General features: G+C 59.5%; 27 protein-coding genes, 1 tRNA gene and 1 pseudogene. 14 read left to right on the forward strand and 15 right to left on the reverse strand.

Annotated elements, in window-relative coordinates:
• Nucleotides 1–77: 77 nt before the first annotated feature.
• Nucleotides 78–749: a CBS domain-containing protein gene (locus tag AC1DTN_RS08220; protein WP_477920365.1), complete on the reverse strand. Its 672-nt coding sequence runs from the start codon at nucleotides 747–749 to the stop codon at nucleotides 78–80.
• A 211-nt stretch (nucleotides 750–960) separates the two neighbouring features.
• Here AC1DTN_RS08220 and AC1DTN_RS08225 point away from each other — a divergent pair.
• A pseudogene (locus tag AC1DTN_RS08225) lies at nucleotides 961–1,236 on the forward strand (IS481 family transposase); the annotation flags it as partial.
• A 44-nt stretch (nucleotides 1,237–1,280) separates the two neighbouring features.
• On the opposite strand, the gene AC1DTN_RS08230 reads toward AC1DTN_RS08225, so the two are convergent.
• Nucleotides 1,281–1,355 (reverse strand) — tRNA-Gly (locus AC1DTN_RS08230).
• Between the two features lie 256 nt (nucleotides 1,356–1,611).
• Here AC1DTN_RS08230 and AC1DTN_RS08235 point away from each other — a divergent pair.
• The 4 genes from AC1DTN_RS08235 to AC1DTN_RS08250 all read left to right on the forward strand — a co-directional run bounded on the left by AC1DTN_RS08235 (nucleotide 1,612) and on the right by AC1DTN_RS08250 (nucleotide 4,123).
• Nucleotides 1,612–2,121: a prolyl-tRNA synthetase associated domain-containing protein gene (locus AC1DTN_RS08235; RefSeq protein ID WP_477920366.1), complete on the forward strand. Its 510-nt coding sequence runs from the start codon at nucleotides 1,612–1,614 to the stop codon at nucleotides 2,119–2,121.
• Between the two features lie 56 nt (nucleotides 2,122–2,177).
• Nucleotides 2,178–3,152, forward strand: a complete 975-nt coding sequence (gene trxA, locus AC1DTN_RS08240; protein WP_477920367.1) for a thioredoxin — start codon at nucleotides 2,178–2,180, stop codon at nucleotides 3,150–3,152.
• Nucleotides 3,153–3,254: 102 nt separating this feature from the next.
• Nucleotides 3,255–3,926, forward strand: coding sequence for an LON peptidase substrate-binding domain-containing protein (locus AC1DTN_RS08245; RefSeq protein ID WP_477920368.1), 672 nt, complete (start codon nucleotides 3,255–3,257; stop codon nucleotides 3,924–3,926).
• 8 nt (nucleotides 3,927–3,934) lie between these two features.
• Nucleotides 3,935–4,123, forward strand: coding sequence for a Trm112 family protein (locus AC1DTN_RS08250; protein ID WP_007814601.1), 189 nt, complete (start codon nucleotides 3,935–3,937; stop codon nucleotides 4,121–4,123).
• 9 nt (nucleotides 4,124–4,132) lie between these two features.
• Here AC1DTN_RS08250 and AC1DTN_RS08255 read toward each other — a convergent pair whose 3' ends face one another.
• A complete protein-coding gene (locus tag AC1DTN_RS08255) occupies nucleotides 4,133–5,347 on the reverse strand; it encodes a ubiquinone biosynthesis hydroxylase (protein ID WP_477920369.1) in 1,215 nt (404 codons plus the stop codon).
• A gap of 84 nt (nucleotides 5,348–5,431) precedes the next feature.
• Here AC1DTN_RS08255 and tesB point away from each other — a divergent pair, with 84 nt between their 5' ends.
• The 6 genes from tesB (at nucleotide 5,432) to AC1DTN_RS08285 (ending at nucleotide 13,082) form a co-directional block, all read left to right on the forward strand.
• Nucleotides 5,432–6,316, forward strand: coding sequence for an acyl-CoA thioesterase II (tesB, locus tag AC1DTN_RS08260; RefSeq protein ID WP_477920371.1), 885 nt, complete (start codon nucleotides 5,432–5,434; stop codon nucleotides 6,314–6,316).
• Between the two features lie 212 nt (nucleotides 6,317–6,528).
• On the forward strand, nucleotides 6,529–6,879 hold the full coding sequence (locus AC1DTN_RS08265) for a P-II family nitrogen regulator (RefSeq protein WP_007814595.1): 351 nt from the start codon (nucleotides 6,529–6,531) through the stop codon (nucleotides 6,877–6,879).
• 30 nt (nucleotides 6,880–6,909) lie between these two features.
• Nucleotides 6,910–8,343, forward strand: coding sequence for an ammonium transporter (locus tag AC1DTN_RS08270; protein ID WP_310385116.1), 1,434 nt, complete (start codon nucleotides 6,910–6,912; stop codon nucleotides 8,341–8,343).
• 238 nt (nucleotides 8,344–8,581) lie between these two features.
• Nucleotides 8,582–11,257: an FtsK/SpoIIIE family DNA translocase gene (locus AC1DTN_RS08275; RefSeq protein ID WP_477920373.1), complete on the forward strand. Its 2,676-nt coding sequence runs from the start codon at nucleotides 8,582–8,584 to the stop codon at nucleotides 11,255–11,257.
• A 135-nt stretch (nucleotides 11,258–11,392) separates the two neighbouring features.
• On the forward strand, nucleotides 11,393–12,076 hold the full coding sequence (locus AC1DTN_RS08280; protein ID WP_477920374.1) for an outer membrane lipoprotein carrier protein LolA: 684 nt from the start codon (nucleotides 11,393–11,395) through the stop codon (nucleotides 12,074–12,076).
• A gap of 202 nt (nucleotides 12,077–12,278) precedes the next feature.
• Entirely contained in the window at nucleotides 12,279–13,082 is an 804-nt protein-coding gene (locus tag AC1DTN_RS08285) for an exodeoxyribonuclease III (protein WP_439016808.1), read from the forward strand.
• A gap of 4 nt (nucleotides 13,083–13,086) precedes the next feature.
• Here the strand turns inward: AC1DTN_RS08285 and AC1DTN_RS08290 are convergent, their stop codons facing one another.
• Nucleotides 13,087–13,542, reverse strand: a complete 456-nt coding sequence (locus AC1DTN_RS08290) for a cyclic nucleotide-binding domain-containing protein (protein WP_037101863.1) — start codon at nucleotides 13,540–13,542, stop codon at nucleotides 13,087–13,089.
• 1 nt (nucleotide 13,543) lies between these two features.
• On the reverse strand, nucleotides 13,544–14,227 hold the full coding sequence (locus AC1DTN_RS08295; RefSeq protein ID WP_007814583.1) for a response regulator transcription factor: 684 nt from the start codon (nucleotides 14,225–14,227) through the stop codon (nucleotides 13,544–13,546).
• Between the two features lie 141 nt (nucleotides 14,228–14,368).
• On the opposite strand from AC1DTN_RS08295, the gene AC1DTN_RS08300 reads away from it, so the two are divergent.
• Nucleotides 14,369–14,917, forward strand: a complete 549-nt coding sequence (locus tag AC1DTN_RS08300) for a L,D-transpeptidase family protein (protein WP_477920376.1) — start codon at nucleotides 14,369–14,371, stop codon at nucleotides 14,915–14,917.
• Nucleotides 14,918–15,062: 145 nt separating this feature from the next.
• A complete protein-coding gene (locus AC1DTN_RS08305) occupies nucleotides 15,063–15,893 on the forward strand; it encodes an aldo/keto reductase (protein ID WP_477920377.1) in 831 nt (276 codons plus the stop codon).
• A 53-nt stretch (nucleotides 15,894–15,946) separates the two neighbouring features.
• On the opposite strand, the gene AC1DTN_RS08310 is transcribed toward AC1DTN_RS08305, so the two are convergent.
• The 10 genes from AC1DTN_RS08310 to ffh form a co-directional block, all read right to left on the reverse strand.
• Complete coding sequence (locus AC1DTN_RS08310) at nucleotides 15,947–16,291, reverse strand: cell surface protein (protein ID WP_113319782.1); 345 nt, start codon at nucleotides 16,289–16,291, stop codon at nucleotides 15,947–15,949.
• Between the two features lie 195 nt (nucleotides 16,292–16,486).
• Complete coding sequence (gene leuC, locus AC1DTN_RS08315; protein WP_113319781.1) at nucleotides 16,487–17,896, reverse strand: 3-isopropylmalate dehydratase large subunit; 1,410 nt, start codon at nucleotides 17,894–17,896, stop codon at nucleotides 16,487–16,489.
• Between the two features lie 244 nt (nucleotides 17,897–18,140).
• A complete protein-coding gene (locus tag AC1DTN_RS08320) occupies nucleotides 18,141–18,959 on the reverse strand; it encodes an amino acid ABC transporter permease (protein ID WP_477920378.1) in 819 nt (272 codons plus the stop codon).
• 18 nt (nucleotides 18,960–18,977) lie between these two features.
• Complete coding sequence (locus AC1DTN_RS08325; RefSeq protein WP_113319779.1) at nucleotides 18,978–19,775, reverse strand: basic amino acid ABC transporter substrate-binding protein; 798 nt, start codon at nucleotides 19,773–19,775, stop codon at nucleotides 18,978–18,980.
• 146 nt (nucleotides 19,776–19,921) lie between these two features.
• Nucleotides 19,922–20,458, reverse strand: coding sequence for a 50S ribosomal protein L19 (rplS, locus tag AC1DTN_RS08330; protein WP_037070794.1), 537 nt, complete (start codon nucleotides 20,456–20,458; stop codon nucleotides 19,922–19,924).
• A 199-nt stretch (nucleotides 20,459–20,657) separates the two neighbouring features.
• Complete coding sequence (trmD, locus tag AC1DTN_RS08335; RefSeq protein ID WP_310385092.1) at nucleotides 20,658–21,359, reverse strand: tRNA (guanosine(37)-N1)-methyltransferase TrmD; 702 nt, start codon at nucleotides 21,357–21,359, stop codon at nucleotides 20,658–20,660.
• 5 nt (nucleotides 21,360–21,364) lie between these two features.
• On the reverse strand, nucleotides 21,365–21,934 hold the full coding sequence (gene rimM / locus AC1DTN_RS08340) for a ribosome maturation factor RimM (protein ID WP_477920379.1): 570 nt from the start codon (nucleotides 21,932–21,934) through the stop codon (nucleotides 21,365–21,367).
• Between the two features lie 126 nt (nucleotides 21,935–22,060).
• A complete protein-coding gene (gene rpsP, locus AC1DTN_RS08345) occupies nucleotides 22,061–22,429 on the reverse strand; it encodes a 30S ribosomal protein S16 (protein WP_113319777.1) in 369 nt (122 codons plus the stop codon).
• Between the two features lie 49 nt (nucleotides 22,430–22,478).
• Nucleotides 22,479–22,799, reverse strand: a complete 321-nt coding sequence (locus AC1DTN_RS08350) for a chorismate mutase (protein ID WP_477920380.1) — start codon at nucleotides 22,797–22,799, stop codon at nucleotides 22,479–22,481.
• A 16-nt stretch (nucleotides 22,800–22,815) separates the two neighbouring features.
• Complete coding sequence (ffh, locus tag AC1DTN_RS08355) at nucleotides 22,816–24,399, reverse strand: signal recognition particle protein (protein ID WP_113319776.1); 1,584 nt, start codon at nucleotides 24,397–24,399, stop codon at nucleotides 22,816–22,818.
• 501 nt (nucleotides 24,400–24,900) lie between these two features.
• Here ffh and AC1DTN_RS08360 point away from each other — a divergent pair.
• Nucleotides 24,901–25,125, forward strand: a complete 225-nt coding sequence (locus AC1DTN_RS08360) for a hypothetical protein (RefSeq protein WP_310385081.1) — start codon at nucleotides 24,901–24,903, stop codon at nucleotides 25,123–25,125.
• Nucleotides 25,126–25,236 lie beyond the last annotated feature (111 nt).

The following is a 25,236-nucleotide window of genomic DNA, read 5'->3' on the forward strand; positions in this document are numbered from 1 at the left end:
CAATCAAAATGACATTGCTGAATCTCATGAGGCCTTTTTCATGAAGGCCGGGGCAGTCTCATGTCGGCGCTGTGGCACTATTGCGGAGGAGATTCCGGGAAATGCTCCACCACGCCGCGGACACCGTTGACGCCCTCCGCCAGAATCCGCGCGGCCCTGCGGCAAGCCGCCGTTTCGACGTTGCCCCACAAATGCACGATCCCGTCAGTGACCGTGACGGACACGTCCAATCCTTCCAGGCCGGTATTTTCACCGAGCCGAACGAGAATGCTGCGGCGAATGGCTTCGTCCCCAGCTGCTGTGTCGTCTGGTTTTGCGGAGTAGATTACCTGCAGAAGGTCGGCGCGGCTGATGATGCCGACCAGTTTACCGTCCCGCAGAACCGGAATGCGCTTGATGCCATGGTCCTGCATGAGACTGGCGACACGCGAAAGGGGGGCATCCTCGTCGATTGTCACAGGATCGGGCGTCATGACGTCACCCACTCTCCAGGCGCATCGCTTGACGAAGGCGTTCGCTCTCTCATCGGCGCCAACTCCCATGTCCGCCTTCAGAACGAATGCGCCACTCGACAGTTCCGTTCGGCGGATCAGATCGCCCTCGCTGATGACGCCCAGCAGGCGCCCACCGTCGTCAACGACAGGAGCGCCGCTTATGTGCTGATCGGACATCAGCTTGGCTGCATGCCGAACGCTATGGTCAGGTGATAATCCGACGACCTTTGTCGTCATTACATCTTTGACCAGCATGTCGATATAACTCCGGCTATATCCTCTCAAGATACTACAGTTAGCTGTCGCTAATTTAAATCCATTATTGGGTTCGGCAATAGGCGTTCGCCATACGTCGTGAGGAGGCAGAACGACGCGGACTCCGTCTGCCTGCGCAAGGTGTGGAAAAACCTAGCCAGATACTGCCGTCGTTTGCATTGAGTAGGATCAATCGGCGCCGAAAGTTGTCGCATCGTCACGCCCCTATCGGGGCCTGCCGGAGATCGACTATCCCTTCCACGATAGGGAGGCGCTCGTCACCAATTGCGGCCGCCTCTGCATCTATCGCAAGAAGATCAACATCTCCACCGTACTGGCCGGACAGAAGCTTGGAATCAAGGAAGTCGATGACGGCATTTGGCTCGTCAGCTTCATGCACTATGATCTGGGATATATCGACCTGGAACAGAGGACTTTGCAAACCATCGACAACCCGTTCGGCACGAGGGTGTCACCCATGTGTTAGGTACGTTCTGTTACCTATGTCTTCGGTATGGACAAGGAGAAAACTGGAGCGGGCGAAGGGATTCGAACCCTCGACCCCAACCTTGGCAAGGTTGTGCTCTACCCCTGAGCTACACCCGCTCAAATCCACAGCAGTCCGGGGTAGTAAGTAGCGGACCGTGGGCGCCACCTTGCGGCGACGGGCGCTATATCGCCCAAACGATTTTCAAATGCAACAGGGAAATGATGGAAAAACGAAGAAAAGTTCTAGCGGTGGAAAACCGGCTTCGGAAACGCCGCGAAAGCAGGGCAAAGCGTCGGTCGTGAAGATTGCCAAGCTCATGAGGCAGACGTAAGCAGACAGTCCAATCTGCCTCTCCTGTCTGATGGAATGACGATGACCGAAAACAAGCCCAAGACTCGCCAGGATCTTCTCGCCTTTCTCGATGGCCTTGGCATTGTCCACAGCACCAAGGATCATGCGCCGGTCTTCACGGTGGCCGAATCGGTCGCGCTGCGGGATGAGATCCCGGGCGGGCACACCAAGAACCTGTTCGTGAAGGACAAGAAAGATCGTTATTTCCTGCTGACCGTGGAAGAAAATGCCGCCATCGACCTCAAACAGGTCCATACTCTTATCGGTGCTTCAGGCCGCGTCTCTTTCGGCAAACCCGAGAAGCTGATGGAATATCTTGGTGTCATTCCGGGCGCCGTTACCGCGCTCGGCGCGATCAACGATGCCGGCAACAATGTCACTTTCGTGCTCGATGCGGATCTGATGCACGATGACATCATCAACTGCCATCCGCTTTCCAATGATGCGACGACCTCGATCGCAAGCGCCGATCTGATACGATTCATGGAAGCGACAGGGCATAAGCCGCTTGTCTTGAAAGTGACGTCCTGACATACGATTTTAGCGCTATCAGAGACGCCGGCAGATCGGCGCGGCGGGAGACACCTATGAGCGGCAGCGACAATCCTTATAACGGTTCCTTCGGCAACCAGATGTCGGCAACGGCAAGTTATGGCGCGGTACCTCAGCCTGCGGCAGCGGACGGCGGCTATATCAAGGACACAACGACGGCGAATTTCACCAAGGACGTTCTCGAGGAATCACGCAACCAGCCGGTGCTGGTCGATTTCTGGGCGCCATGGTGTGGCCCGTGCAAGCAGCTGACGCCGGTCCTGGAAAAGGTTGTCAATGAGGGTCAAGGCCGCGTCAAGCTCGTCAAGATGAACATTGACGATCATCCCTCGATCGCCGGCCAGCTCGGCATCCAGTCCATTCCAGCCGTCATCGCATTCGTCAACGGCCGCCCGGCGGATGGCTTCATGGGCGCGGTGCCGGAAAGCCAGGTTCGTCAGTTCATCGATCGTCTTGCAGGTCCTGAGGGTGCGGATCAGGCTGCCGAAATCGAAGGTGCTCTGGCGCAGGCTGGCGAACTGCTTGCTGCCGGCAACATCAACGAAGCGGGTCAGCTTTATGGCGCGGTCATGCAGGCCGATCCGGAAAATGCCAAGGCGCTTGCCGGCATGGCCGAATGCCTGATCGCAGCCGACCAGCACGGTGAAGCCCGCCAGATGCTGAGCGAGCTGCCGGAAGAGCTTGGCAAGGATGCCGGCATCCAGGCGGTCCTGAAGAAGCTCGACCAGATCGAGGAAGCCCGCAAGCTTGGCGATCCCGTCGCCCTGGAGCGCGAGCTGGCATTGAACCCCGATCATCATGAAGCTCGCCTGAAACTAGCCAAGATCCTCAATGTCGAAGGCAAGCGCGAGGAGGCGGCCGAACACCTGCTCACCATCATGCGCAAGGATCGCGCCTTCGATGATGATGGTGCGCGTCGCCAGCTTCTGCAGTTCTTCGAGGTTTGGGGCTTCAAGGATCCGGCGACGGTTTCGGCCCGCCGCAAGCTTTCATCGATCCTGTTTTCCTGAGTTTGCCGCATCCGCCCTTGCGTTTTTACGCAAGGACACCACATTTCTCGTGAGGACGGGCGCCGCAGATGTGCGCGCCGAGAGAGCGCGGGACTAGTCTTCATGCAAGTCGGCAATGCGAGATATCTGAAGCCCGGCGATCTACCGGATGAGATTGCAGTTTTTCCCTTGACCGGTGCGCTTCTCCTGCCTGCCGGGCAGCTGCCGCTTAATATCTTCGAGCCGCGTTATCTTGCGATGTTCGATGCCGCACTGACCGGAAACCGTCTGATCGGCATGGTGCAGCCGGCACATGGCGAGCATGAAGACAAGACGCATGCCCCCGAGCTTGCGGCTGTCGGCTGCCTCGGCCGGATTACTTCTTATGCCGAAACCGGTGACGGGCGCTATATCGTCTCGCTCACGGGCGTGTGCCGCTTCCGGCTGCTGGAAGAGAGACCGCATGGCCAACCATTTCGCAGCTTTCGCATCGCGCCGTTCATATCAGATCTCTCCGCCGAGAACGAAGAAGATGCTGTTGACCGCAGCGCTCTGCTGACGGCTTTCAAGGCCTATCTTGATGCCAATAAGCTCGAGGCGGACTGGGAGAGCGTGGAGCGAGCGAGCAACCTTACCCTCGTCAATTCGCTCGCGATGATGTCGCCTTTCGGCCCGGCCGAAAAACAGGCGCTGCTCGAAGCGCCCGATCTCAAGACGAGGGCGGAAACCCTGATAGCCATCACCGAAATCGTGCTTGCCCGCGTTTTCGGCGATTCCGATACCGTGCTGCAGTAGAGGGCGCGATGGACGAAAAACTGAGCCGGGTCGATCCCAAACTTCTCGAACTTCTTGTTTGCCCGCTTACCAAGGGACGGCTTTCCTATGACCGCGAGCACAACGAGTTGGTCTCGGAAAAGGCGCGTCTTGCCTATCCGATCAGGGACGGCATTCCGATCATGCTCGTTTCGGAAGCGCGCACACTCGAAGACTGAAGAGTAATATCAGATCATTTCGCCCGACAGCAGCCGCGGATTGTCCTTGGCGGTCGTTCCTGCCGCCTGGCCGATGAAGAAGGATTTCAGGCCCGGCAGGCGATCGACGATGCCGAGGCCGAAGTCGCGGGCGATGCGGATTGGCGCCATGTCATTGGAAAACAGCCGGTTCAACACATCTGTCGTGACGCCCATGCGGAAAGTGTCGAAACGGCGCCAGCTCTGGTAGCGCTCCAGAATATTGATGGCGCCGATATCGAGCCCAAGGCGATCGGCATCCACGATGGTTTCGGCAAGTGCCGCCACATCCTTGAAGCCGAGATTGAGGCCCTGGCCGGAAATCGGATGGATGCCGTGTGCGGCATCACCGGCGAGCGCAAAGCGCGGCGCGACGAAGGAGCGGGCAAGTGTAAGGCCGAGCGGGAAGGCGCGCTTATCGCCAACCACCTTTAGAGCGCCGAGCTTGTGGCCGAAGCGGCGTTCAAGTTCCTCCTCGAAAACCAGATCGTCGGCGGCGACGAGACGGTTGGCATCATTCGTCCGCTCGGTCCAGACCAGTGACGAGCGGTTGTTGCGCAGCGGCAGGATGGCGAAGGGGCCGGATGGCAGGAAATGTTCTTCGGCGCAGCCGTGGTGCGGGCGCTCGTGCTCGACGGTCGTGACGATGCCGGACTGACCGTAATCCCAGGTGACAGTCTTGATCCCTGCAAAATCGCGCAGTCTAGAGCGCACGCCATCGCAGGCAACCAGCAGGCGCGATTGCAGCGTGCTGCCGTCGGACAAGCTGATCTCGATATCGGTATCACCCGTCTTCAGGCCGGTGGCGCTCAAGCCATGGCGGATTTCGATGCCGAGCCGCTCGCAGGCGCCGCGCAGCGCGCCGACCATAACGACATTTGGGATCATGTGGGCAAATGGCCGGCCGTCGGCCACTTCGCCGTCGAAGGTCAGGAAGATCGGGCGGACAGGATCGGACATCTTGGAATCGGTTACGATCATCTTTGTGATCGGCTGGGCCTCCGGCTCGATCTCGTTCCAGATACCGAAGACTTCGAGCATCTTCGTCGCCGCCGCAATGATGGCAGAAGCGCGCATATCCTTTTTCCAGGCATGCTCAGGTGCCGCCTCGACGACGCCGATATTGAGATGCGGTGCGGCCTGCTTGACGGCCACGGCCACGGACAGGCCGACATAACCTCCGCCTACAACCAGCATGTCAAGCATCGTCCGCTCCTGTTACTTTCTACGATCAGATGCGATCTATATAGATCATCAAGTTACCACTTCCTACCGCCGGGAGCCGAACAAATGACGGAACAAACGGGCAAGCCCACTGCCATGGAAACATTGATTTCGACGCTCGATATCGAGCCGATCGAGGTCGATATTTTTCGCGGCCGCAGTCCGCAGGTCGGCTGGCAGCGTGTGTTCGGCGGTCAGGTGATCGCCCAGGCGCTGATGGCGGCGCAGCGCACTGTGGAAGGCGAGCGGTTCATTCACTCGCTGCACGCCTATTTCATGCGTCCTGGCGATCCGTCCGTGCCGATCATCTATCAGGTCGAGCGCATCCGGGACGGGTCGAGCTTCAACACACGCCGGGCAGTCGCGATCCAGCACGGCAAGGCGATCTTCGCGCTCTCGGCCTCGTTCCAGGTCGAGGAACCGGGCTTCGACCACCAGATGCCTGTGCCGCCGGTACCGATGCCGGAAACGCTGCTCGGCGAACAGCAGATCAAGGAGCAGTATCTCGCTCATGCTCCGGCGGCGGTGCGCAAATATTGGGAGCGCGAAAGGCCGATCGAAATCCGGCCCATCTCGCTCAAGCACTATTTTACGAGTGAGAAGCTCGAGCCGCGGCAGGATGTCTGGGTTCGTGCTACCGGTCCCGTGCCGGACAGCAGGCTCTATCAGGCCGCCGTGCTTGCCTATCTCTCGGACATGACGCTGCTTGATGCATCGCTGCATGCCCACGGAACATCCATTTTCGATCAGAACCTGCAGGTTGCAAGCCTTGACCACGCCATGTGGTTCCACCGTCCCGACAAGCTCGATGATTGGCTGCTCTATACGCAGGACAGTCCGTCGGCTTCGGGCGCTCGGGGATTGACTCGCGGTAGCCTTTTTACGCGATCCGGCGTCCTGATCGCGTCGGTGGCGCAGGAGGGTCTGATTCGGAAAAAGGCAAATGAATAAAAAATGTGCATATTTATAAATTTGCGCATTATTTGTGCGCTTATTGGCCCATCATTTGCCTGTTTATTGGCGTCTTCAATTATAATCTTTATATTTCAATAACTTATCGACTGCCACGAATCTGGCACGTCCTTTGAATGTCTATCGCCGGTCGCTGGTCAAGAAACCGTCAGCGGCAAGGAGAGTCGGCTCCGCGCCGAGGATAACGAAGGATGGGAAACCAGATGAAAATTGTGATGGCCATTATCAAGCCGTTCAAGCTCGATGAGGTCCGCGAAGCCCTCACGGCGATCGGCATTCAGGGCCTGACTGTGACCGAAGTGAAGGGCTACGGTCGCCAGAAGGGGCACACTGAAATCTATCGCGGCACTGAATATGCGGTCAGCTTCCTGCCGAAGCTCAAGATCGAAATCGCGGTCGCATCCGAAATCGTCGACAAGGCGGTAGAGGCCATCGCAGCATCTGCCAAGACCGGCCAGATCGGTGACGGCAAAATCTTCGTCTACTCGATCGACCATGCCGTGCGCATCCGTACGGGCGAGACCGATTCAGAAGCGCTGTAAAAAGAACGGCAGATCAAGGAGCTATTTCCAATGTCAATTTCGAAGTTTTCCTCCAACATCGCACGGGTAGGCGCCCTTTCGGCCGCTCTCCTGGCGCCGGTCGTCGCTTTCGCGCAGGAAGCAGCCCCGGCAGCCGCCGATGCTGCAGCCGCTGCTGCTCCGGCCTTCACCATGGACAAGGGTGACAATACCTGGATGCTCGTCTCCTCGGCGCTCGTCCTCCTGATGACGATCCCCGGCCTTGCGCTTTTTTACGGCGGCCTCGTGCGTGCCAAGAACATGCTCTCCGTGCTGATGCAGGTCTTCATGATCACCGCCGTCGTGGCGCTGATCTGGGTGACCTACGGCTATTCGCTCGCCTTCACCGACGGTGGCTCGCTGAACAGCTTCGTCGGCGGCTTCTCCAAGGCTTTCCTCGCCGGGGTCAACACCTCATCGCTCGCAGAGACCTTCTCGAAGGGCGTCGCCATCCCTGAATACACCTTCATCGTATTCCAGATGACCTTCGCCTGCATCACGCCTGGCCTGATCGTCGGCGCATTTGCCGAGCGCATCAAGTTCTCGGCCGTCATGCTGTTCGTCGTGCTCTGGGTTACCTTTATCTACTTCCCGATGGCGCACATGGTCTGGTTCTGGGGCGGTCCGAGTTCCTACACCTCGCCGGCCGGCCTGATCTTCTCCTACGGCGCAATCGATTTCGCCGGCGGCACGGTCGTTCACATCAATGCCGGTATCGCCGGCCTCGTCGGCGCGATCATGCTCGGCAAGCGCACCGGCTATAAGAAGGAGATCATGGCTCCGCACTCGATGACGCTCACCATGGTCGGCGCATCGCTGCTCTGGGTCGGCTGGTTCGGCTTCAACGCCGGCTCTAACCTCGAAGCCAATGCCTATGCATCGCTCGCCATGATCAACACCTTCGTCGCGACGGCCGCCGCCGCCGTGTCCTGGTGCATCGTCGAAAGCTTCGCTCGCGGTAAGGCTTCCATGCTCGGCGGCGCTTCCGGCGCCGTCGCCGGCCTCGTCGCTGTCACTCCGGCGGCAGGCTTTGCCGGCCCGATGGGTTCGATCGTTCTCGGTCTCATCGTCTCGCCGGTCTGCTACTTCTTCGTCGACGTCGTGAAGAACAAGTTCAACTATGACGACAGCCTCGACGTCTTCGGTGTCCATTGCATCGGCGGCATCATCGGCGCTCTCGGTACCGGCATCCTCGTCAACCCGGCCCTCGGCGGCGCCGGTATCGTCGACTACTCGACAGCTGATTTCGCTGCCTCCTATGCCGGCACGGCTACGCAGGTCCTGGCCCAGGCCAAGGGCGTGCTCACGACGCTGCTATGGTCGGGCATCGGCTCGGCGATCCTCTACAAGATCGTCGATGTCATCATCGGCCTGCGCGTTTCGGTCGAAGCCGAGCGCGAAGGTCTCGACCTCGCAACGCACGGCGAAGCCGCTTACCACTCCTGATCACAGGGTTTGCGGCGCCTGGCACAAGGGCGCCGCTGAACGGCCCGTCGCGGCCTATCTAACCATAAGCCGCTCTTGGCCCGGACCTTCACAGGTTCGGGCCCTTTTCTTTTTAGTGATCCGGCATATGCATGGTTAACATCGCTTTAACTCTACTTTGATTAGGTGGAGCGGACGCATTTGGCGCGGCGAAGCATTGGCGATTCGCGTGCCCCCAGGCATTGGACGGGTTAGACACATGGCAAGAAGCACGTCGCCGGCGATGGATGGTCGTCCTGACCGGTTCTCCTTCTCGGCATTCATGCTGCGGCAGATCCAGGCTCTCATCGGCTTCGCGGTCTTCCTGGTCTTAGCGCTCGCGGTTGCGGCGCTTGCGACATGGAACGTCACCGATCCCAGTTATTCCTACGCCACGGGCAACCTGCCGACCAACATACTCGGTTATAGCGGTGCTGCCTTTGCCGACGTCGCCATGCAGTTCCTGGGGCTCGCGAGCGTCGTTTCGATGCTGCCGATCGTCGCTTGGGCGCTGGCGCTGATTTCCGGCCGTCGCATCAGCCGTATTCCGGCGCGCGCCGGCGCCTGGCTCGTGGGCACCATACTTTCCTCCGCCGTCATCGGCTGTTTCCCGCCACCGCTCACCTGGCCGATCCCGAACGGTATCGGCGGTGTTATCGGCGACATGATCCTGCGTTTTCCCGCACTCTTCGTCGGCGCCTATCCGACCGGCGTTTTCGCCACTGCCGTCGGCTGCATCTTCGCCGTCCCGACCGCGTGGATGATGCTCTTTGCAGCCGGCATCGTCGGCCGCAGCGAACTCGATGAGGAGGAAAACGAAGAAGAGGATTATGTCGATACACGCAGCAAGGTGCGTGTCGTCGGCGATGAGGACGATGAGGACGATGGATCCCGCTGGATGGCCTTTAGCGGTGCCATGACTCACGCCTGGTATATGAACCAGGCGCGTTTCCGACGGCTTTTCGGCATGGGACCGCGCAAGCGCCGCCAGAGCGATTTCGAATCGCCTTATGACTTCAACGATGACGAATTCGGTACGCTGAACGAGCCGGTGCGCGCCAAGCCCGCAGCGCGCGGCGAGCGCATGGATCCTTCCATGGAGCCGCGTGCCGCTTCGAGCCGTCGGGTCGTTTCGGCGCCGTCCGTCTCGCTCAACGAAGATGAGGACGAGGACGACAATCCGCCATTCGATACCGACATGCCGCCGCGTCCGGCCGATATCCTGCCTGATGACGATGATGACGATTGGATGATCCGCGCGCCGGCCAAATCGGCCGGTAAACCCGAGCCGCGTGTCATTCCTGCCTCCGCCCGTCCAAAGCCCGGCGCCCGTGTCGAACGCGAGGCGCAAGGTTCGTTCATCCGGCCGGTAGGCTTCCAGCTTCCCTCCATGCATCTGCTTGCGGAGCCGAAGAATGTCGTGCGCGATTCCACGCTTTCGGCCGATGCGCTGGAGCAGAATGCCCGCATGCTGGAAGGCGTACTGGAAGATTTCGGCGTCAAGGGCGAGATTATCCATGTTCGCCCCGGTCCGGTCGTCACACTCTATGAACTGGAGCCGGCACCCGGCATCAAATCGTCCCGCGTCATCGGCCTTGCCGACGACATCGCCCGCTCGATGAGTGCGATTGCCGCCCGCGTCGCCGTCGTGCCGGGCCGCAATGCGATCGGCATCGAGCTGCCGAACCAGACGCGTGAAACCGTCTATCTGCGCGAGCTCATCGCCTCGCGTGATTTCGAAGGCTCCAAGGCGAAGCTTGCCATGGCGCTCGGCAAGACGATCGGCGGCGAAGCCGTGATCGCCGATCTCGCCAAGATGCCGCATCTGCTGGTGGCCGGTACGACCGGTTCGGGTAAGTCCGTCGCCATTAACACGATGATCCTGTCGCTGCTTTACCGCATGACGCCGGAACAGTGCCGTCTCATCATGATCGATCCGAAGATGTTGGAACTCTCCGTCTACGACGGCATTCCGCATCTGCTTTCCCCTGTCGTCACCGATCCGAAGAAGGCGGTCGTCGCGCTCAAATGGACCGTCCGCGAGATGGAAGAGCGCTACAAGAAGATGTCGAAGATCGGTGTTCGCAACATCGACGGCTTCAATACGCGCGTCGAGCAGGCACTTGCCAAGGGCGACACGATCTCGCGCACAGTGCAGACCGGTTTTGACCGGCAGACTGGCGAAGCGGTTTACGAGACCGAAGAGTTCGACCTGCAGCCGATGCCCTATATCGTCGTTATCATCGACGAAATGGCCGACCTGATGATGGTCGCCGGCAAGGATATCGAAGGCGCGGTGCAGCGCCTTGCGCAGATGGCGCGTGCGGCCGGTATCCATGTCATCATGGCAACGCAGCGTCCGTCAGTCGACGTCATCACCGGCACGATCAAGGCGAACTTCCCGACCCGCATCTCCTTCCAGGTTACTTCGAAGATCGACAGCCGCACGATCCTCGGCGAGCAGGGTGCCGAACAACTGCTCGGCATGGGTGATATGCTCTATATGGCAGGCGGCGGTCRCATCCAGCGCGTCCATGGTCCGTTCGTGTCCGACGTCGAGGTCGAAGAGATCGTCTCCTACCTGAAGACACAGGGCTCGCCGCAATATCTCGATGCCATCACTGCCGATGACGACGAGGATGGCGATTATGGTGGTGGTCCGGCAGGTACGTCAAATCTTGCCGATTCGGAAGATCCCTATGACCAGGCCGTTGCCATCGTGCTGCGCGACGGAAAGGCCTCAACTTCTTATGTTCAGCGCAGGCTCGGCATCGGCTATAATCGTGCGGCATCGCTGATCGAGCGCATGGAGCAAGAGGGCATCATCGGCCCTGCCAACCATGCCGGTAAACGCGAGATTCTTGTGCCGACAGATGGAGATATCCTCGACCGTTGAGGAAAGAATATTTGATGGTGCAGCCCATTCGGTGGAAACCTCGGAGGATGTAATCCGTTACCTTTCACCGGGCGATCGCGGCGCCTTGAAGACGCCGCCTTTCGGCGGCATGCAGACCGCATACAGGAGGTTCACATGACCAACTCCGCGTCCATCTTTTCCGGCCTGCCGGTAACCCGCCGTGACGTTCTTGGCGTCTTTGCTGTTGCGGCCGTTGCAAGCGCCGTTCCGTTTCCCGCTATCGCCCAGGTCGCTCAGGCGGCAGCACGCGCTGCCAACAGCGCCACGGCACAGGCGATTGCCGATCATTTCTCCAGTGTCGCCACCATGCAGGGCGAGTTCGTACAGTTTGGGCCCCGTGGCGAACAGACCGGGGGCAAGTTCTTCATCGAACGTCCCGGCAAGCTGCGCTTCAACTATGACGATCCGTCGCCGATGCGCGTCATTGCCGACGGCAGGAACGTCGCGATCGGCAATGTGAAGCTGAAGACCTGGGATCTCTATCCGCTTTCCAAGACGCCGCTCAGCCTACTCCTCGCGCCGCATATCGACCTTTCCGCCGGCATGGTGAAGGGCGTGAAGCAAGAGTCCGATCTGACGACGATCTCGCTCGGAAACAATACGGTGTTCGGCAATTCGACCATCACAATGATGTTCGACCCGAAGACCTATGACTTGCGCCAGTGGACGATCACCGACAACCAGGGCAAGGACACGTCGGTGATGATCTTCAACGTGAAGACCGGAGTTGCCTTCGACGAGCGCGTCTTCCGCGTGCCCTACGAGGATATCAAGGGCACATCGGCAAACCGCGACTAGAGCCCCGTGTGTCCATTCGGGCGCACAGAGGACGCTCTATCTCGTCGAATCCACGCATCAGGCTTTCCGAAAATCGATCCCGATTTTCGGGCCGGTGCTGTAGCGCTTTTCGGTTGATCGCCGACCGCTTTTGCCTGCGGCCGGTTTTCTCGCTGACGCCTTTGCTCTAAAGCCTTTTCAGAGGGATCTGAAAGGGTATGGCATGAGCTTCTCCATCACCACCTGGAATATCAATTCGGTGCGGCTGCGCATGCCGATCGTCGAGCAGCTCGTGCTGAAGCACAGGCCCGATATCCTCTGCCTGCAGGAAACCAAGGTTACGAACGATCTCTTCCCGTTGGCACCCTTGCGCGCCATGGGTTACGAGCACATCATCATCCACGGCCAGAAGGGCTATCACGGCGTTGCCATCGCCTCGCGCCTACCGCTGACCGAGGATCACCGGCAGGATTACTGCAATGTCGGCGATGCGCGCCATATCTCGGCGGTCTTCGAGCGCGGCAACCGGCGCATCCGTCTGCATAATTTCTATGTTCCTGCCGGCGGCGACGAGCCGGACCGGATGATCAATCCGAAATTCGGCCACAAGCTCGATTTCATCGAGGAGATGAAGAACCTCAAGGCGAGCGCCGAGCCGAACACGTCAGCCATTCTCGTCGGCGATCTCAATATCGCGCCGCTGGAACATGATGTCTGGTCGCACAAGCAGCTTTTAAAGATCGTCAGCCATACGCCGGTCGAAACCGACGGGCTGCTCGAGGTGATGAAGCGTGGCGGCTGGCACGATCTCATGCGCCAGCATGTACCTGCCAATGAGAAGCTCTATACGTGGTGGAGCTATCGCGCGAAGGATTGGGAAGCTGCCGACAAGGGCCGGCGCCTCGACCATATCTGGTCCTCGCCCGACCTCGGTCCGCATCTGCAGCGCATTGAGGTGCTGAAGGAAGCACGCGGTTGGGAGCGGCCGTCCGACCATGTGCCGGTGACCGTACATCTCAACCTCTGAAACGTCAGCTGAAACGGTGAAACTGGCTTGCGGCCTGTGCCGCGAGATCGGCAATGCTGTCGCGGATACGGTTTTCCATAATGCGCGCCGCCGAGGGATATTCCTCGATCAGGCGAAGGAACAGCGCCCGCGTAATGCGGATGATGCCGGTATCTTCGCGGGCAATTGCCGTGAACTTGCGCTCCACCAGCGTTATAAGAGCCAGCTCCGAAATCAATGCACCGGGGCCGGCGATGGCTTCGGTCCGCGCCATGCCATCCGAGCCCGTCACGCTGAGTTCGAGGCTGCCGCTCGTGATCACATAGGCGCTTTCGGCGGGCGATCCCTGACGGAACAACATCTGCCCGGCCGCAATCACGCGACGGTCTGCGCCGAAGGCAATCAGGCGCAACTGGTCGTCGTTCATGTCCTTGAAGAGCGGCAGCTGCGCCAGCAGATGGATATCGTCGGAAAGAGACATGCTACGGGATGATCTTGTAGCCGCCGTTTTCCGTCACGAGGATCTCGGCGTTGGACGGATCCCGCTCGATCTTCTGGCGCAGACGGTAAACGTGGGTTTCCAGCGTGTGCGTCGTGACGCCGGAATTGTAGCCCCAGACTTCTTCCAGCAGCACGTCGCGGGTCACGACCTTTTGTTCGGCGCGGTAGAGGTAGCGGATAATCGCCGCCTCCTTTTCCGTCAGACGGATCTTCTGGCCGTTGTCTGTGGTCAGCAGCTTCTGGCTCGGCTTGAAGAGATAAGGGCCGACAGTGAAAGTGGCATCTTCGCTCTGCTCGTGCTGGCGAAGCTGCACGCGGATGCGAGCCAAAAGCACGGCGAAGCGGAAAGGTTTTGTCACATAGTCGTTGGCGCCGGCCTCAAGGCCAAGGATCGTGTCTGAATCCGTGTCATGACCGGTCAGCATGATGATCGGCGCCTTGAAGCCACCCTTGCGCAGCAGCTTTACCGCCTCGCGGCCGTCCATATCGGGCAGGCCGACGTCCATGATCAGCAGATCGACCGGATTGGAGCGGGCGGCCTGGACGCCCTTGCCCGCGGTCGCTTCCTGCAGGACCGAGAATTCCTCATACAACGACAATTGCTCCGTCAGCGTCTGGCGAAGGTCGTCGTCGTCATCCACCAGAAGAATGGTGCGTGCGGTCATGCGGGTGCGTCCTTGCGTTGGTCAGATACTCCTACGCCAAATTCCACATTTGGCAAGGATTGGCGATCTGCAGCTGTTGCTGCCTAGGGTCTCATATGGTTTCAATCGAAGCCCAAGGCAATTCAAGAACATGCGAGAAAAATGGAAAAAGCAAGGCGAGAGCGAAATGGGCAGCCCTCAACGCTCGTGGTGCGTGCCGCGCCGGGCCAGCCAAACAGAGCTATTGTCTGTTTTGGCCCGCTTACCTTGCCTGCTGCGATCGGCCGTAGCGGCCGAACCGTGATCAAGCGGGAAGGCGACGGGGCGACGCCGATTGCTGCCATGCGGCTGCTCTACGGTTTCCGGCGCGGTGAACGGAACGGCCATCTCCCTACAGCGCTGCCCATAAAGCGCATCCACTCTGACATGCTGTGGTGCGATCAGCCCGCCGATGCGAATTACAACAGGCTGGTCAAGGCGCCGTTCAAACCGAGCCATGAGGAGATGAAGCGGAAGGACGGGCTTTACGATATCTGCCTGGTGCTCGACTGGAACGTGACCTCTCGGGCGCGCAATCGCGGCTCGGCGATCTTTTTCCATCTGATCCGGCCAGGATACGAGCCGACCGCCGGCTGTGTTGCGATCAACGCTCGCGACATGCGCCGCATTCTGCCTCACCTCAGGAAGGGAACGATCCTCCGCGTTCTCTGATTGTATTGCGGGCTCTCTGTCCTATATGGACTTTCGACCGGACGCGCGGGCTGCGATGCGTCCAGGGAAAACCGCTTCACGGCTTCAATTCATGCCCCATTCAATTCGTGTCTTGGCCATTCCTTCAAACTTCCGGAGATATATTGTGACCACTCAGCCCATCATTACTTTCCACGACGGACATTCCATTCCCCAGGTAGGTCTCGGCGTCTGGCAGACGCCGCAAGATATCGCGGCTCCGACCGTGCGCACCGCACTGGCCGCCGGCTATCGCCACATCGATACGGCGTCCGGTTATGACAACGAAGAGGGCGTCGGCGAAGGCATCCGCTCCTCCGGCATCGACCGCAAGGATATCTTCGTCACCACGAAACTGCGCAATACCGATCAGGGCTATGAAAATGCACTGCGTGCCTTCGAGGTCAGCCTGAAGAAGCTCGGTAGCGATTATATCGATCTCTATCTCATCCACTGGCCGTCGCCACATCGCGGACTTTATCGCGAAACCTGGAAGGCTTTCGTGCGCTTGCGGGAAGAAGGTCGCGTCCGCTCCATCGGTGTGTCGAACTTCTATACGGACCATCTCGACCATATCGTCGGCGATACAGGCGTGGTTCCCGTCATCAACCAGATCGAACTGCATCCGGACTTTCAGCAGAAGGCGGCGCAGCAAGCGCATAAGAAGCTGAACATCGTCACGGAATCCTGGAGCCCGCTCGGTCAGGGCCGCTTCATTTCCAATCCGGTCATCGGTCAGATTGCTGCCAAGCACGGCAAGACGCCGGCGCAGGTGATCATCCGTTGGCACATCGATACCGACCTCGTCGTCATTCCGAAGTCGGTGACGCCCTCGCGCATCGAGGAGAACTTCAATGTCTTCGATTTCAAGCTGGATGGCGAAGACATGGCCGCGATCGCCAAGCTCGATAGCGCCGGCGCTCGCATGGGCCCGGATCCGTACACGGCGACGTTCTAAGCGGTAAAGCAGGCGGCGGCTGTCAAATCGGCCGCCGCCTTTCAATCCGCTTTCTAGTAATTGCAGTAGTGAGAGCCGTTGGTCGGCCGGAACCCATAGTCACAGGTGTTCCTCAGCCGGGGCTCCGTCCGGATGGAGCCGGTATAGTCCGCACTTCCCCGGAATGCCCGCGAAGGATACCAATAGCCATCCGGTCCCTGCCGGTAGCCGGGACGCTGCGTACGGTAGCCACGATATCCATTCCAGTAGCCGCGCTGCGCCTGCGCGAGATAGACGATGCCAGCAATGGCGGGCGGTTCTGCATAGAGCGGAGCGGCAATACCCGTATCGACCGGCGCCACGGTGGCAAAAGCGGTGAGGGCCGCGATCGGCAGAACTGCCAACAATCTCTTTCTCATCGATCATACTCCCGGCGATATCAACTCGAACACGTCCATTCCTGAAACGCGGATCCCATCACGCACATAAGCGAATGGCCAAGTCGATTATCCGAAAGGGTGAAAACCGATCAAAAGAGTGTCATTGCCAGGTCCTTGAAAGCAAAAGCCCGGCGCGAGCGCCGGGCTTTTGTCATGTCAGATGTGCGAGAAAGATCAGTTCCACTCGCGGATATCGACGAAGTGGCCGGCAATCGCGGCTGCGGCGGCCATGGCCGGCGAGACGAGATGCGTGCGGCCCTTGAAGCCCTGGCGGCCTTCAAAATTGCGGTTCGAGGTTGATGCGCAACGCTCGCCCGGCTTCAGGCGGTCGTCGTTCATGGCAAGGCACATGGAGCAACCCGGCTCGCGCCAGTCGAAACCGGCCGCCTTGAAGATCTTGTCGAGGCCTTCGGCTTCCGCCTGTTCCTTCACGAGGCCAGAGCCCGGAACGATCATGGCATCGACGGTCGACGCAACGGTCTTGCCTTCAACAACCTTGGCGACCTCGCGCAGATCCTCGATGCGGCCGTTGGTGCAGGAGCCGATGAAGACGCGGTCGAGGGTGATATCGGTCATTTTGGTGCCCGGCTTCAGCCCCATATAGTCGAGCGCGCGCCATTTGGAGGTGCGCTTCGTCTCGTCCTGGATATCGTCAGGGTTCGGTACGATACCCTGCACGGAAATCACGTCCTCGGGTGAGGAACCCCAGGATACGATCGGCGGCAGGTTGGCAGCATCGAGTACGACGACGCGGTCGTAATGAGCGCCTTCATCGGTCTGCAGTGTCTTCCAGTAGGCAATCGCCTGTTCCAGCGCCTCGCCCTTCGGCGCACGCGGCTTGCCCTTGATGTATTCGAAGGTCTTTTCGTCAGGGGCGATCAGACCAGCGCGGGCTCCGCCTTCGATCGTCATGTTGCAGATCGTCATGCGGCCTTCCATCGACAGCGCGCGGATAGCTTCGCCCGCAAATTCGATGACGTGGCCGGTGCCGCCGGCCGTGCCGATCTCGCCAATGATGGCGAGGATGATGTCCTTGGCGGTTACATGCGGTGGAAGCAGGCCGTCGACCCGCACCAGCATGTTCTTCGCCTTCTTCTGGATCAGCGTCTGGGTCGCCAGGACATGTTCGACCTCGGAGGTGCCGATCCCATGCGCCAGCGCGCCGAAGGCGCCGTGCGTCGAGGTGTGGCTGTCGCCGCAGACAATGGTCATGCCGGGCAAGGTGAAACCCTGTTCCGGACCGACGATGTGAACGATGCCCTGACGCTTGTCGCTTGCCGAGTAATACTCGACGCCGAATTCGGCCGCATTGGTTGCCAACGCTTCGACCTGGATGCGGCTTTCCTCGTTCTTGATGCCGAGATGGCGGTCGGGTGAGGTCGGAACGTTATGGTCGACGACGGCAAGCGTCTTTTCAGGCGCGCGAACCTTGCGGTGGGTCATGCGCAGGCCTTCGAAGGCCTGCGGCGAGGTGACTTCATGGACCAGGTGACGGTCGATATAGAGAAGACAGGTGCCGTCAGGCTGTTCATCCACCAGGTGGTCGGCCCAGATCTTGTCGTAAAGGGTACGCGGTGCGCTCATGGCTATAGTCCGTTTTGGCTGGAGCATGGAATTTAAGGATATGGCGGACAGGCTCCGCCGGCCGTCATTCGATCAACGAAGTCGGCTGTTGAGCGCACCGGAAACGGACGCAAAGAAACGTGCCGGCAGGCGATAATGGTCCTGCAGCACGAAAATATGCGCACCGATGCATCTGAACTTGGATTCCATGGCGCTGGATATAGCGATTTTTGATCGAAACGGCAATTCGAATCGTGCGACGGCTCTAGCGTCGCGGCATCTGCTTCATCTTCTTCTCGATCCGCCGCAGAAAGAGCGACAGGCCGATTGTCAGGATCAGGTAGATATAGGTGACGATCGAATAGGTCTCGAAGAAGCGGAAGGAGCCGGAGGCATAGACCTTGCCCATCTGCGTGATGTCGGCGACGCCGAGAACGGAGACGAGGGAGGAATCCTTCACCATCGAGACGAAGTCGTTGGAGAGCGGCGGGAAGATCACCCGGATCGCTTGCGGGAAGACAACGAGCCTGAAACGGCGGTAGCGCGACAGGCCGAGCGACTTGGCCGCCTCGATCTGGCCGATATCGACCGACTGGAAACCGGCGCGAAAGATTTCGGCGATGAAAGAGGAATAGCCGATCATCAGGGCGATGATGGCGCGCCACATCAGCGACAGATCACGCACGAGGATCGGCTCGGCAATACCGGCCTTCACCAGGGGGGTGATCAGGAAATTATAGGCTGCGACAACGTCCGGCGCGCCGACGAAGGCGATATAGAAGAGCAGCACGAGGATTGGAATGCCCCGGATGATCTCGATGTAGAAGCGGGCGATCTGGCGCAGCACGATATTGTCGGAGAGGCCAAGTAGCGCAATGCCCAGACCGAGCATGGTCGCCAGCACAAAGGCGACGAGCGTCACGAAGACGGTAATGCCGGCACCATTCACGACGGTCCGGAAGACCTGCGTGTAAATATCGTTGGTAATGATGACGACGGCGAGAACGACGCCGATCAGAACAAGGACGACCAGCCACCAGGGACGGTCGTCCTTCTCGTGTCGCGGGGATGGTGGTAATGCCATCTGCGATCGCTCGGGGGACTACTGGCCCATCTTGTAGTCGAGGAACCACTTTTTGTTCAGTGCATCAAAGGTGCCGTCCGCCTTCAGGTCGGCAATGGCGGCATTGACAGGAGCGACGAGATCGGAACCCTTCGGGAAGATGAAGCCGAAATCCTCGGTGCCGAGCGGTTCACCGACGACCTTCAGCCCGCCATTCGAAGAATCGACATAACCCTTGGCAGCGACACTGTCGGTCAGGACGAGATCGACATCGCCGGTCTTCAGAGCCTGCACGGTTGCGCCGAAGGTTTCGAAGAGCTTGATGCGCGGGTTCTGTTCGTTGCCATCCAGGATTTCATAGACGGCGGTATAGAAAGGCGAAGTGCCGGGCTGGGCGCCGATCAGGCCATCGTTGAAGGCACCGAAGCTCTTGGCGTCGGTGAAACGCTTCTCATCGCCACGAACAAGCATGAATTGCTGCGAGCGCATATAGGGATCGGAGAAATCAACCTTCTGCTTGCGATCGTCCTTGATGGTGATGCCGGTCATGCCGATATTGTACTGGCCGTCGGATACGGCCTGGATCATCGCGTCCCAGCTGGTGTTCTGGTATTCGACCTTGAAGTTCAGCCGCTTGGCAATCTCGTTCATCGCGTCATATTCCCAGCCGATCTGCTGACCGGACTTGGGGTCGACGAACTGCAGCGGCGGATAGGCGTTTTCCGTCACCACGACGACAGTCTTGCCGCCAAGGTCCGGCAGGCTGCCGGCGAAAGCTGCGAGCGGCGAAAGCATTGCGGCGGTCAGGCTGGCAAGAACAGTGCGGCGAAAGAACATGGTGTGGCTCCCCAATATTTGAACGGCAGAATTGTCATGGAAGATGCTGATATGGCAAGGCTGCAAGCGCTGCACACTGGCGCAAAAAAGAAAAGGCGGCCCAAAGACCGCCTTTCCCATGCAATGATTTCGCTTTCGCGAGCTGCTTATTCAGCCGAACCTTCAGCAGCGGCTGCAGCTTCTGCGGCGGCCTTTGCTTCAGCGGCTTCTGCTGCTGCCTTTTCGGCGGCAAGAGCCTGAGCTGCTGCAACCTTTTCAGCTTCGATACGTGCCTTTTCCTCGGCAAGGGCCTGACGCTCGGCATCGTTGAGCTTGCGGGCGCGGGTGCCGGTGTTCTCGACGATACGAGCCGACTTACCGCGACGATCGCGGAGGTAGTAGAGCTTGGCGCGACGGACCTTACCGCGGCGAACGACTTCGACGCTTTCGATCATCGGGGAGTAGACCGGGAATACGCGTTCGACGCCTTCGCCGTAGGAGATCTTGCGGACCGTGAAGTTTTCCTGCAGACCGCCGCCGGAGCGCGCGATGCAAACGCCTTCGTAGGCCTGAACGCGGGTACGGTTGCCTTCCGTGACCTTCACGTTGACACGGACGGTGTCGCCCGGGGAGAATTCAGGAAGGGTGCGCTTGGCTTCGATCTTGGCGGCCTGTTCGGCCTCAAGCTGCTGAATGATGTTCATCGTCTTAACCTTTGGTTCTTCTGAAACAGCCAGAGCGCTCACACTGTCCTTCGGTCGATGCCTCCGGAGTTTGCCTTTGCGGGCGGGAGCGGATTCGCCATTCTTTGTTTGCTGGCAGACAGGGTTAAACCCCATTTCCGCGTGCGCCATTACACGAAAGACTTCCACCTGTCATCCCTTGGGCGACAAATTTGTGAAATCAGCCCGCTTTTTCGGGCTTCTGCGCCCCAATCAGGTCTGGCCGCCGTTCTTTTGTCAGCGAGACGGATTGTTCATGGCGCCACTTCTCGATGGCGCCGTGATTGCCGGAAGTGAGGATCGCCGGTATCTCGCGGCCTTCCCATTCCTGCGGGCGGGTATAATGCGGATGTTCCAGAAGTCCGCCTTCGAAGCTTTCATGCAGGCCGGAGAGGTCATTGCCCATGACGCCCGGAAGGATGCGCACGATCGCGTCGAGCAGGATCAACGCTGCCGGCTCGCCGCCTGACAGTACGTAATCGCCGATCGAGACTTCCTCGAGTTCGCGTGCCTCGATCACGCGCTGGTCGACGCCTTCGAACCGGCCGCAGACGATGATCACCCCGTCGCCGACCGCCAGCTGCCGCACGCGCTCCTGCGTCAGCGGTTTGCCGCGCGGGCTCATCAGCAAGCGCGGGCGGTTGTCATTTTCAGATGCGCTGTCGATGGCCCGGGCGAGTACATCGGGCTTCAGCACCATGCCGGCGCCGCCGCCGGCCGGTGTATCATCGACGGTTCGGTGCTTATCCGCCGCAAAATCGCGGATCTGCACGGTATCGAGCGACCATTGTCCACGCTCTGCCGCCTTGCCGGCGAGCGAAAAATCCAAATGGCCCGGAAACATTTCCGGGTAGAGTGTCAGCACGGTCGCCCGGAAAGCCATGGCGCCTACTTCTTTTTCTTCGGCTTGCCGGGGGCGAGCCCCTTCAGGTCGTCGGGATTGTCGACGAGGCCGGCTGCAAGCGGATTAATGAGCAGCTTGCCGGCTTCAAGGTCGATTTCCAGCACGGAGGCTTCCGAAAAGGGGATCAGCACCGGACGTTTGCCGGGACCTTTGAGCTCCAGAAGATCGCCGGCGCCGAAATCGAAGACCCCGGTCACTGTGCCGTAACTGATGCCCTGATCGTCGAAGGCTTCGAGCCCTTCCAGATCGGCATAGAAGAACTCGTCGTCCTCCAGTTCCTCATCCGACAGATTGTCGCGTTCGATATAGAGTTCCAGGCCGTTCAACGCCTCGGCGGCGTTGCGGTCGTTGACGCCGCGGAAGCGGACGACGACGATGTTCTTCATTTCGCGCAATTCGAGAACTTCGAAAACGCGTCCATCCATGCTGTGCAGGTGGCCATAGTCGCCGAGCGCGGTCGGATCGGCCGTATAGGCCTTTACACGCACTTCGCCGCGAATGCCCTGCGCGCCGCCGATGGTTGCCATCAGCACCGGATTTTCAAGCTTGGTCATGGGTTCCTTCATTCGAACGCAGGCAAGAAGCTGAGATCACGCTTCTCATAAACGAAGTGCGTGGGAATGGAAACGAAAACGGGCGGCATGTCGCCATGCCGCCCGTCCGGATTGGGTCGAAACCGATTATTCGGCGGAAGCAGCAGCTTCAGCGGCGTCAGCAGCCTTCTGAGCCTTTTCGGCAGCGCGCTCCTGAGCCTTCTTGCCCGGCTTTGCCTTTTCCGGGTTGTTGCGGGTTTCGCGCTTGGAGATGCCGGCTTCGTCGAGGAAGCGCAGGACGCGGTCGGTCGGCAGCGCGCCCTGGTCGAGCCAGTGCTTGATGCGCTCGCCGTTCAGCTGAACGCGCTTTTCGTCGTCCTTGGCGAGCATCGGGTTCCAGGAACCGAGGCTCTCGAGGAAGCGGCCGTCACGCGGGCTGCGGGCATCGGCGAGAACGACGTGGTAGTACGGGCGCTTCTTGGAACCACCGCGTGCGAGACGAATTTTCAGTGCCATATTCTTTACTCCTTAGGCTTTTCTTGAACCGCTTCGTTGAGCGGCATGGTTATMGGGCTGCGGCGCTCTGTTCAGCGTGGTCCGCAGCGATCTGCTCATGATGCCGGATGACTTCCTTGATGACGAAGTTCAGGAACTTCTCGGCGAAATCCGGGTCCAGATGCGCATCTTCGGCAAGCTGACGAAGACGAGCGATCTGGTATTCCTCGCGCGCCGGATCGGCCGGCGGCAACTTGTACTTAGCCTTCAGCACGCCGACCTCTTTGGTGCAGCGAAAGCGTTCGGCCAGAATGTGGACGAGCGCCGCATCGATATTGTCGATCGACTGGCGGTAGCTCGAAAGCTGGGCTTTGACGTCTGGATCAATCATGGGGCAGGCGATCCTTTCACTTCTTCTTGGGCAATCCGGGCAGGCCCGGGAAACCACCACCGAGGCCCGGCAGCTTTGCGCCGCCAAGACCGGGCAATCCGCCCGGCAAGCCTCCGCCTAGACCGGGCATACCCCCACCCGGCTTTCCGAGACCCGCGGCCTCCGCCTGCTTCTGCAGCGCTTCAAGCTGCTTCGGGTCGATATTCGAGAGATCAGGCATGCCGCCCATGCCGCCGAGGCCCCCCAGCCCCATTTTGCCGGCAAGGCCGCCCATCATCTGCTTCATCATGCCGCCTTTGCCCTTGCCGCCCATCATCTTCATCATGTCGGCCATCTGCCGATGCATCTTCAGGAGCTTGTTGATGGCAGCCGCATCGGTGCCGGAACCGGCAGCGATACGCTTCTTGCGCGAATGCTTGAGCAGGTCGGGATTGGCGCGCTCCGCCTTTGTCATCGACTGGATGATGGCGATCTGGCGGCCGAACAGCTTGTCGTCCAAGCCGGCGGCGGCCATCTTGTCCTTCATGCCGGCCATACCGGGCATCAGGCCCATGATGCCGCCCATGCCGCCCATCTTCTGCATCTGACGCAGCTGGTCGGCGAGGTCGTTCAGGTCAAACTTGCCCTTGGCCATCTTGGCGGCCATGGCAGCCGCCTTTTCGGCGTCGATGTTTTCAGCCGCCTTCTCGACGAGCGAGATGATATCGCCCATGCCGAGGATACGGTCAGCGATACGACGGGGATGGAATTCCTCCAGTTCGCCCATTCGTTCGCCGACGCCGATCAGCTTGATCGGCTTGCCGGTGACGGCGCGCATGGAAAGGGCTGCACCGCCGCGTCCATCGCCATCCATGCGGGTCAGTACGAGGCCGGTGATGCCGACACGTTCATCGAAGTTGCGGGCAAGGTTGACGGCGTCCTGGCCGGTCAGGCTATCGGCGACCAGCAGGATTTCGTGCGGGTTCGACTTCTTCTTGATGTCGGCCATTTCGACCATCAAGGGTTCGTCGATATGGGTACGGCCGGCGGTGTCGAGAATGACGACGTCATGGCCGCCGAGCTTGGCGGCCTGAACGGCGCGGGCGGCGATATCGGTCGGAGACTGGCCGGCAATAACAGGCAGGGTGTCGATGTTTGCCTGAGCGCCGAGCTGGCGAAGCTGCTCTTGCGCTGCCGGACGGCGCGTGTCGAGCGATGCCATCAGCACCTTCTTCTTCTCGCGCGTCGTCAGGCGATTGGCGATCTTTGCCGTCGTCGTCGTCTTACCGGAGCCCTGCAGGCCGACCATCATGATGACGACTGGGGCGGCCGCATGAAGGTCGACACCGACACCCTCGCCGCCGAGCATTTCGATGAGCTCGTCATGGACGATCTTGACGACCATCTGGCCGGGCTTGATCGACTTCAGGATCTCGGCGCCAACGGCCTTTTCACGCACGCGGTCGGTAAAGGAGCGGACCACCTCCAGCGAAACGTCGGCTTCCAGAAGCGCACGGCGAACCTCCCGCAGCGCTGCGGAAACATCACTTTCCGAAAGCGCGCCACGGCCTGTCAGTCCATTCAGGATGGAACCAAGACGGTCCTGGAGGTTCTCAAACATCGGCTCTTCCTTGATACGTTTCGGGGAGTTTTTGGATGCCCTGGAACGTCGTGCTTTTCCTTGACGAAAACAAGACGCAAAGCCAAAAAGCACCCGAGGGCGCAGCGCGCTGTCGGGTGTTGACCTCCGGAATCCAGTCCCGGTCGGCGGCTCGGAGTCTGTTACTCGTCGCAGATTGGGCGCGATAAACAGGAAAGCCGCGGGAAAGTCAAGGCGAATGCGTTCAACGACGTCGTGGCGGACTTTTCTGAAGTCGTGTGGTCTGAAGTCGTGCGGCAGGAGCGGTGCGCGGATATTCCGCTATGCAGCCGGTCGCGGCAACGGAAGTACATATTTGTATATACTAACATATCCGCTTTAAAATTCACCCATATTTAGTTGAATATTTTGATCGGCAAGCCGAATTCGCGCTGAATGCCAGTTGCAAAATATTCAGCTTCTGATTCTACTTTCTACTTAAGTAAATTCTGTAAAATGATTCGTGAATATCCTTGATGCCGAATGAATCGGCGGAGATATCAAATGATAAACCCAGATATAGAAAGCTGGGCGTTGGCGCGCGCCCATAATATAGTTCTGCGGGAAGGCCTGAATTTGGCGAAGGCGGCACAAGACCTGGATCGCAAGCGGTCCCGCTTGCTGGTCTACGAGCTCAGAAAGGTGATTACCGCTGCTATCGTCGAAGCCCATGCGGCGTCTCTCAATCCCGAGGGCACGGTGCGATAGATCTGGATTTTGCGTGATTCCAAAGGCTGACTGTGCCGTACCCGTTCTGATTTCGCGGGGCCTGGCTTTTATGCGTAAGAAAGAGGGCGAACCTCGCTTGGCGCTCACCCA

This window comes from Rhizobium sp. 01T444, from assembly GCF_056398305.1.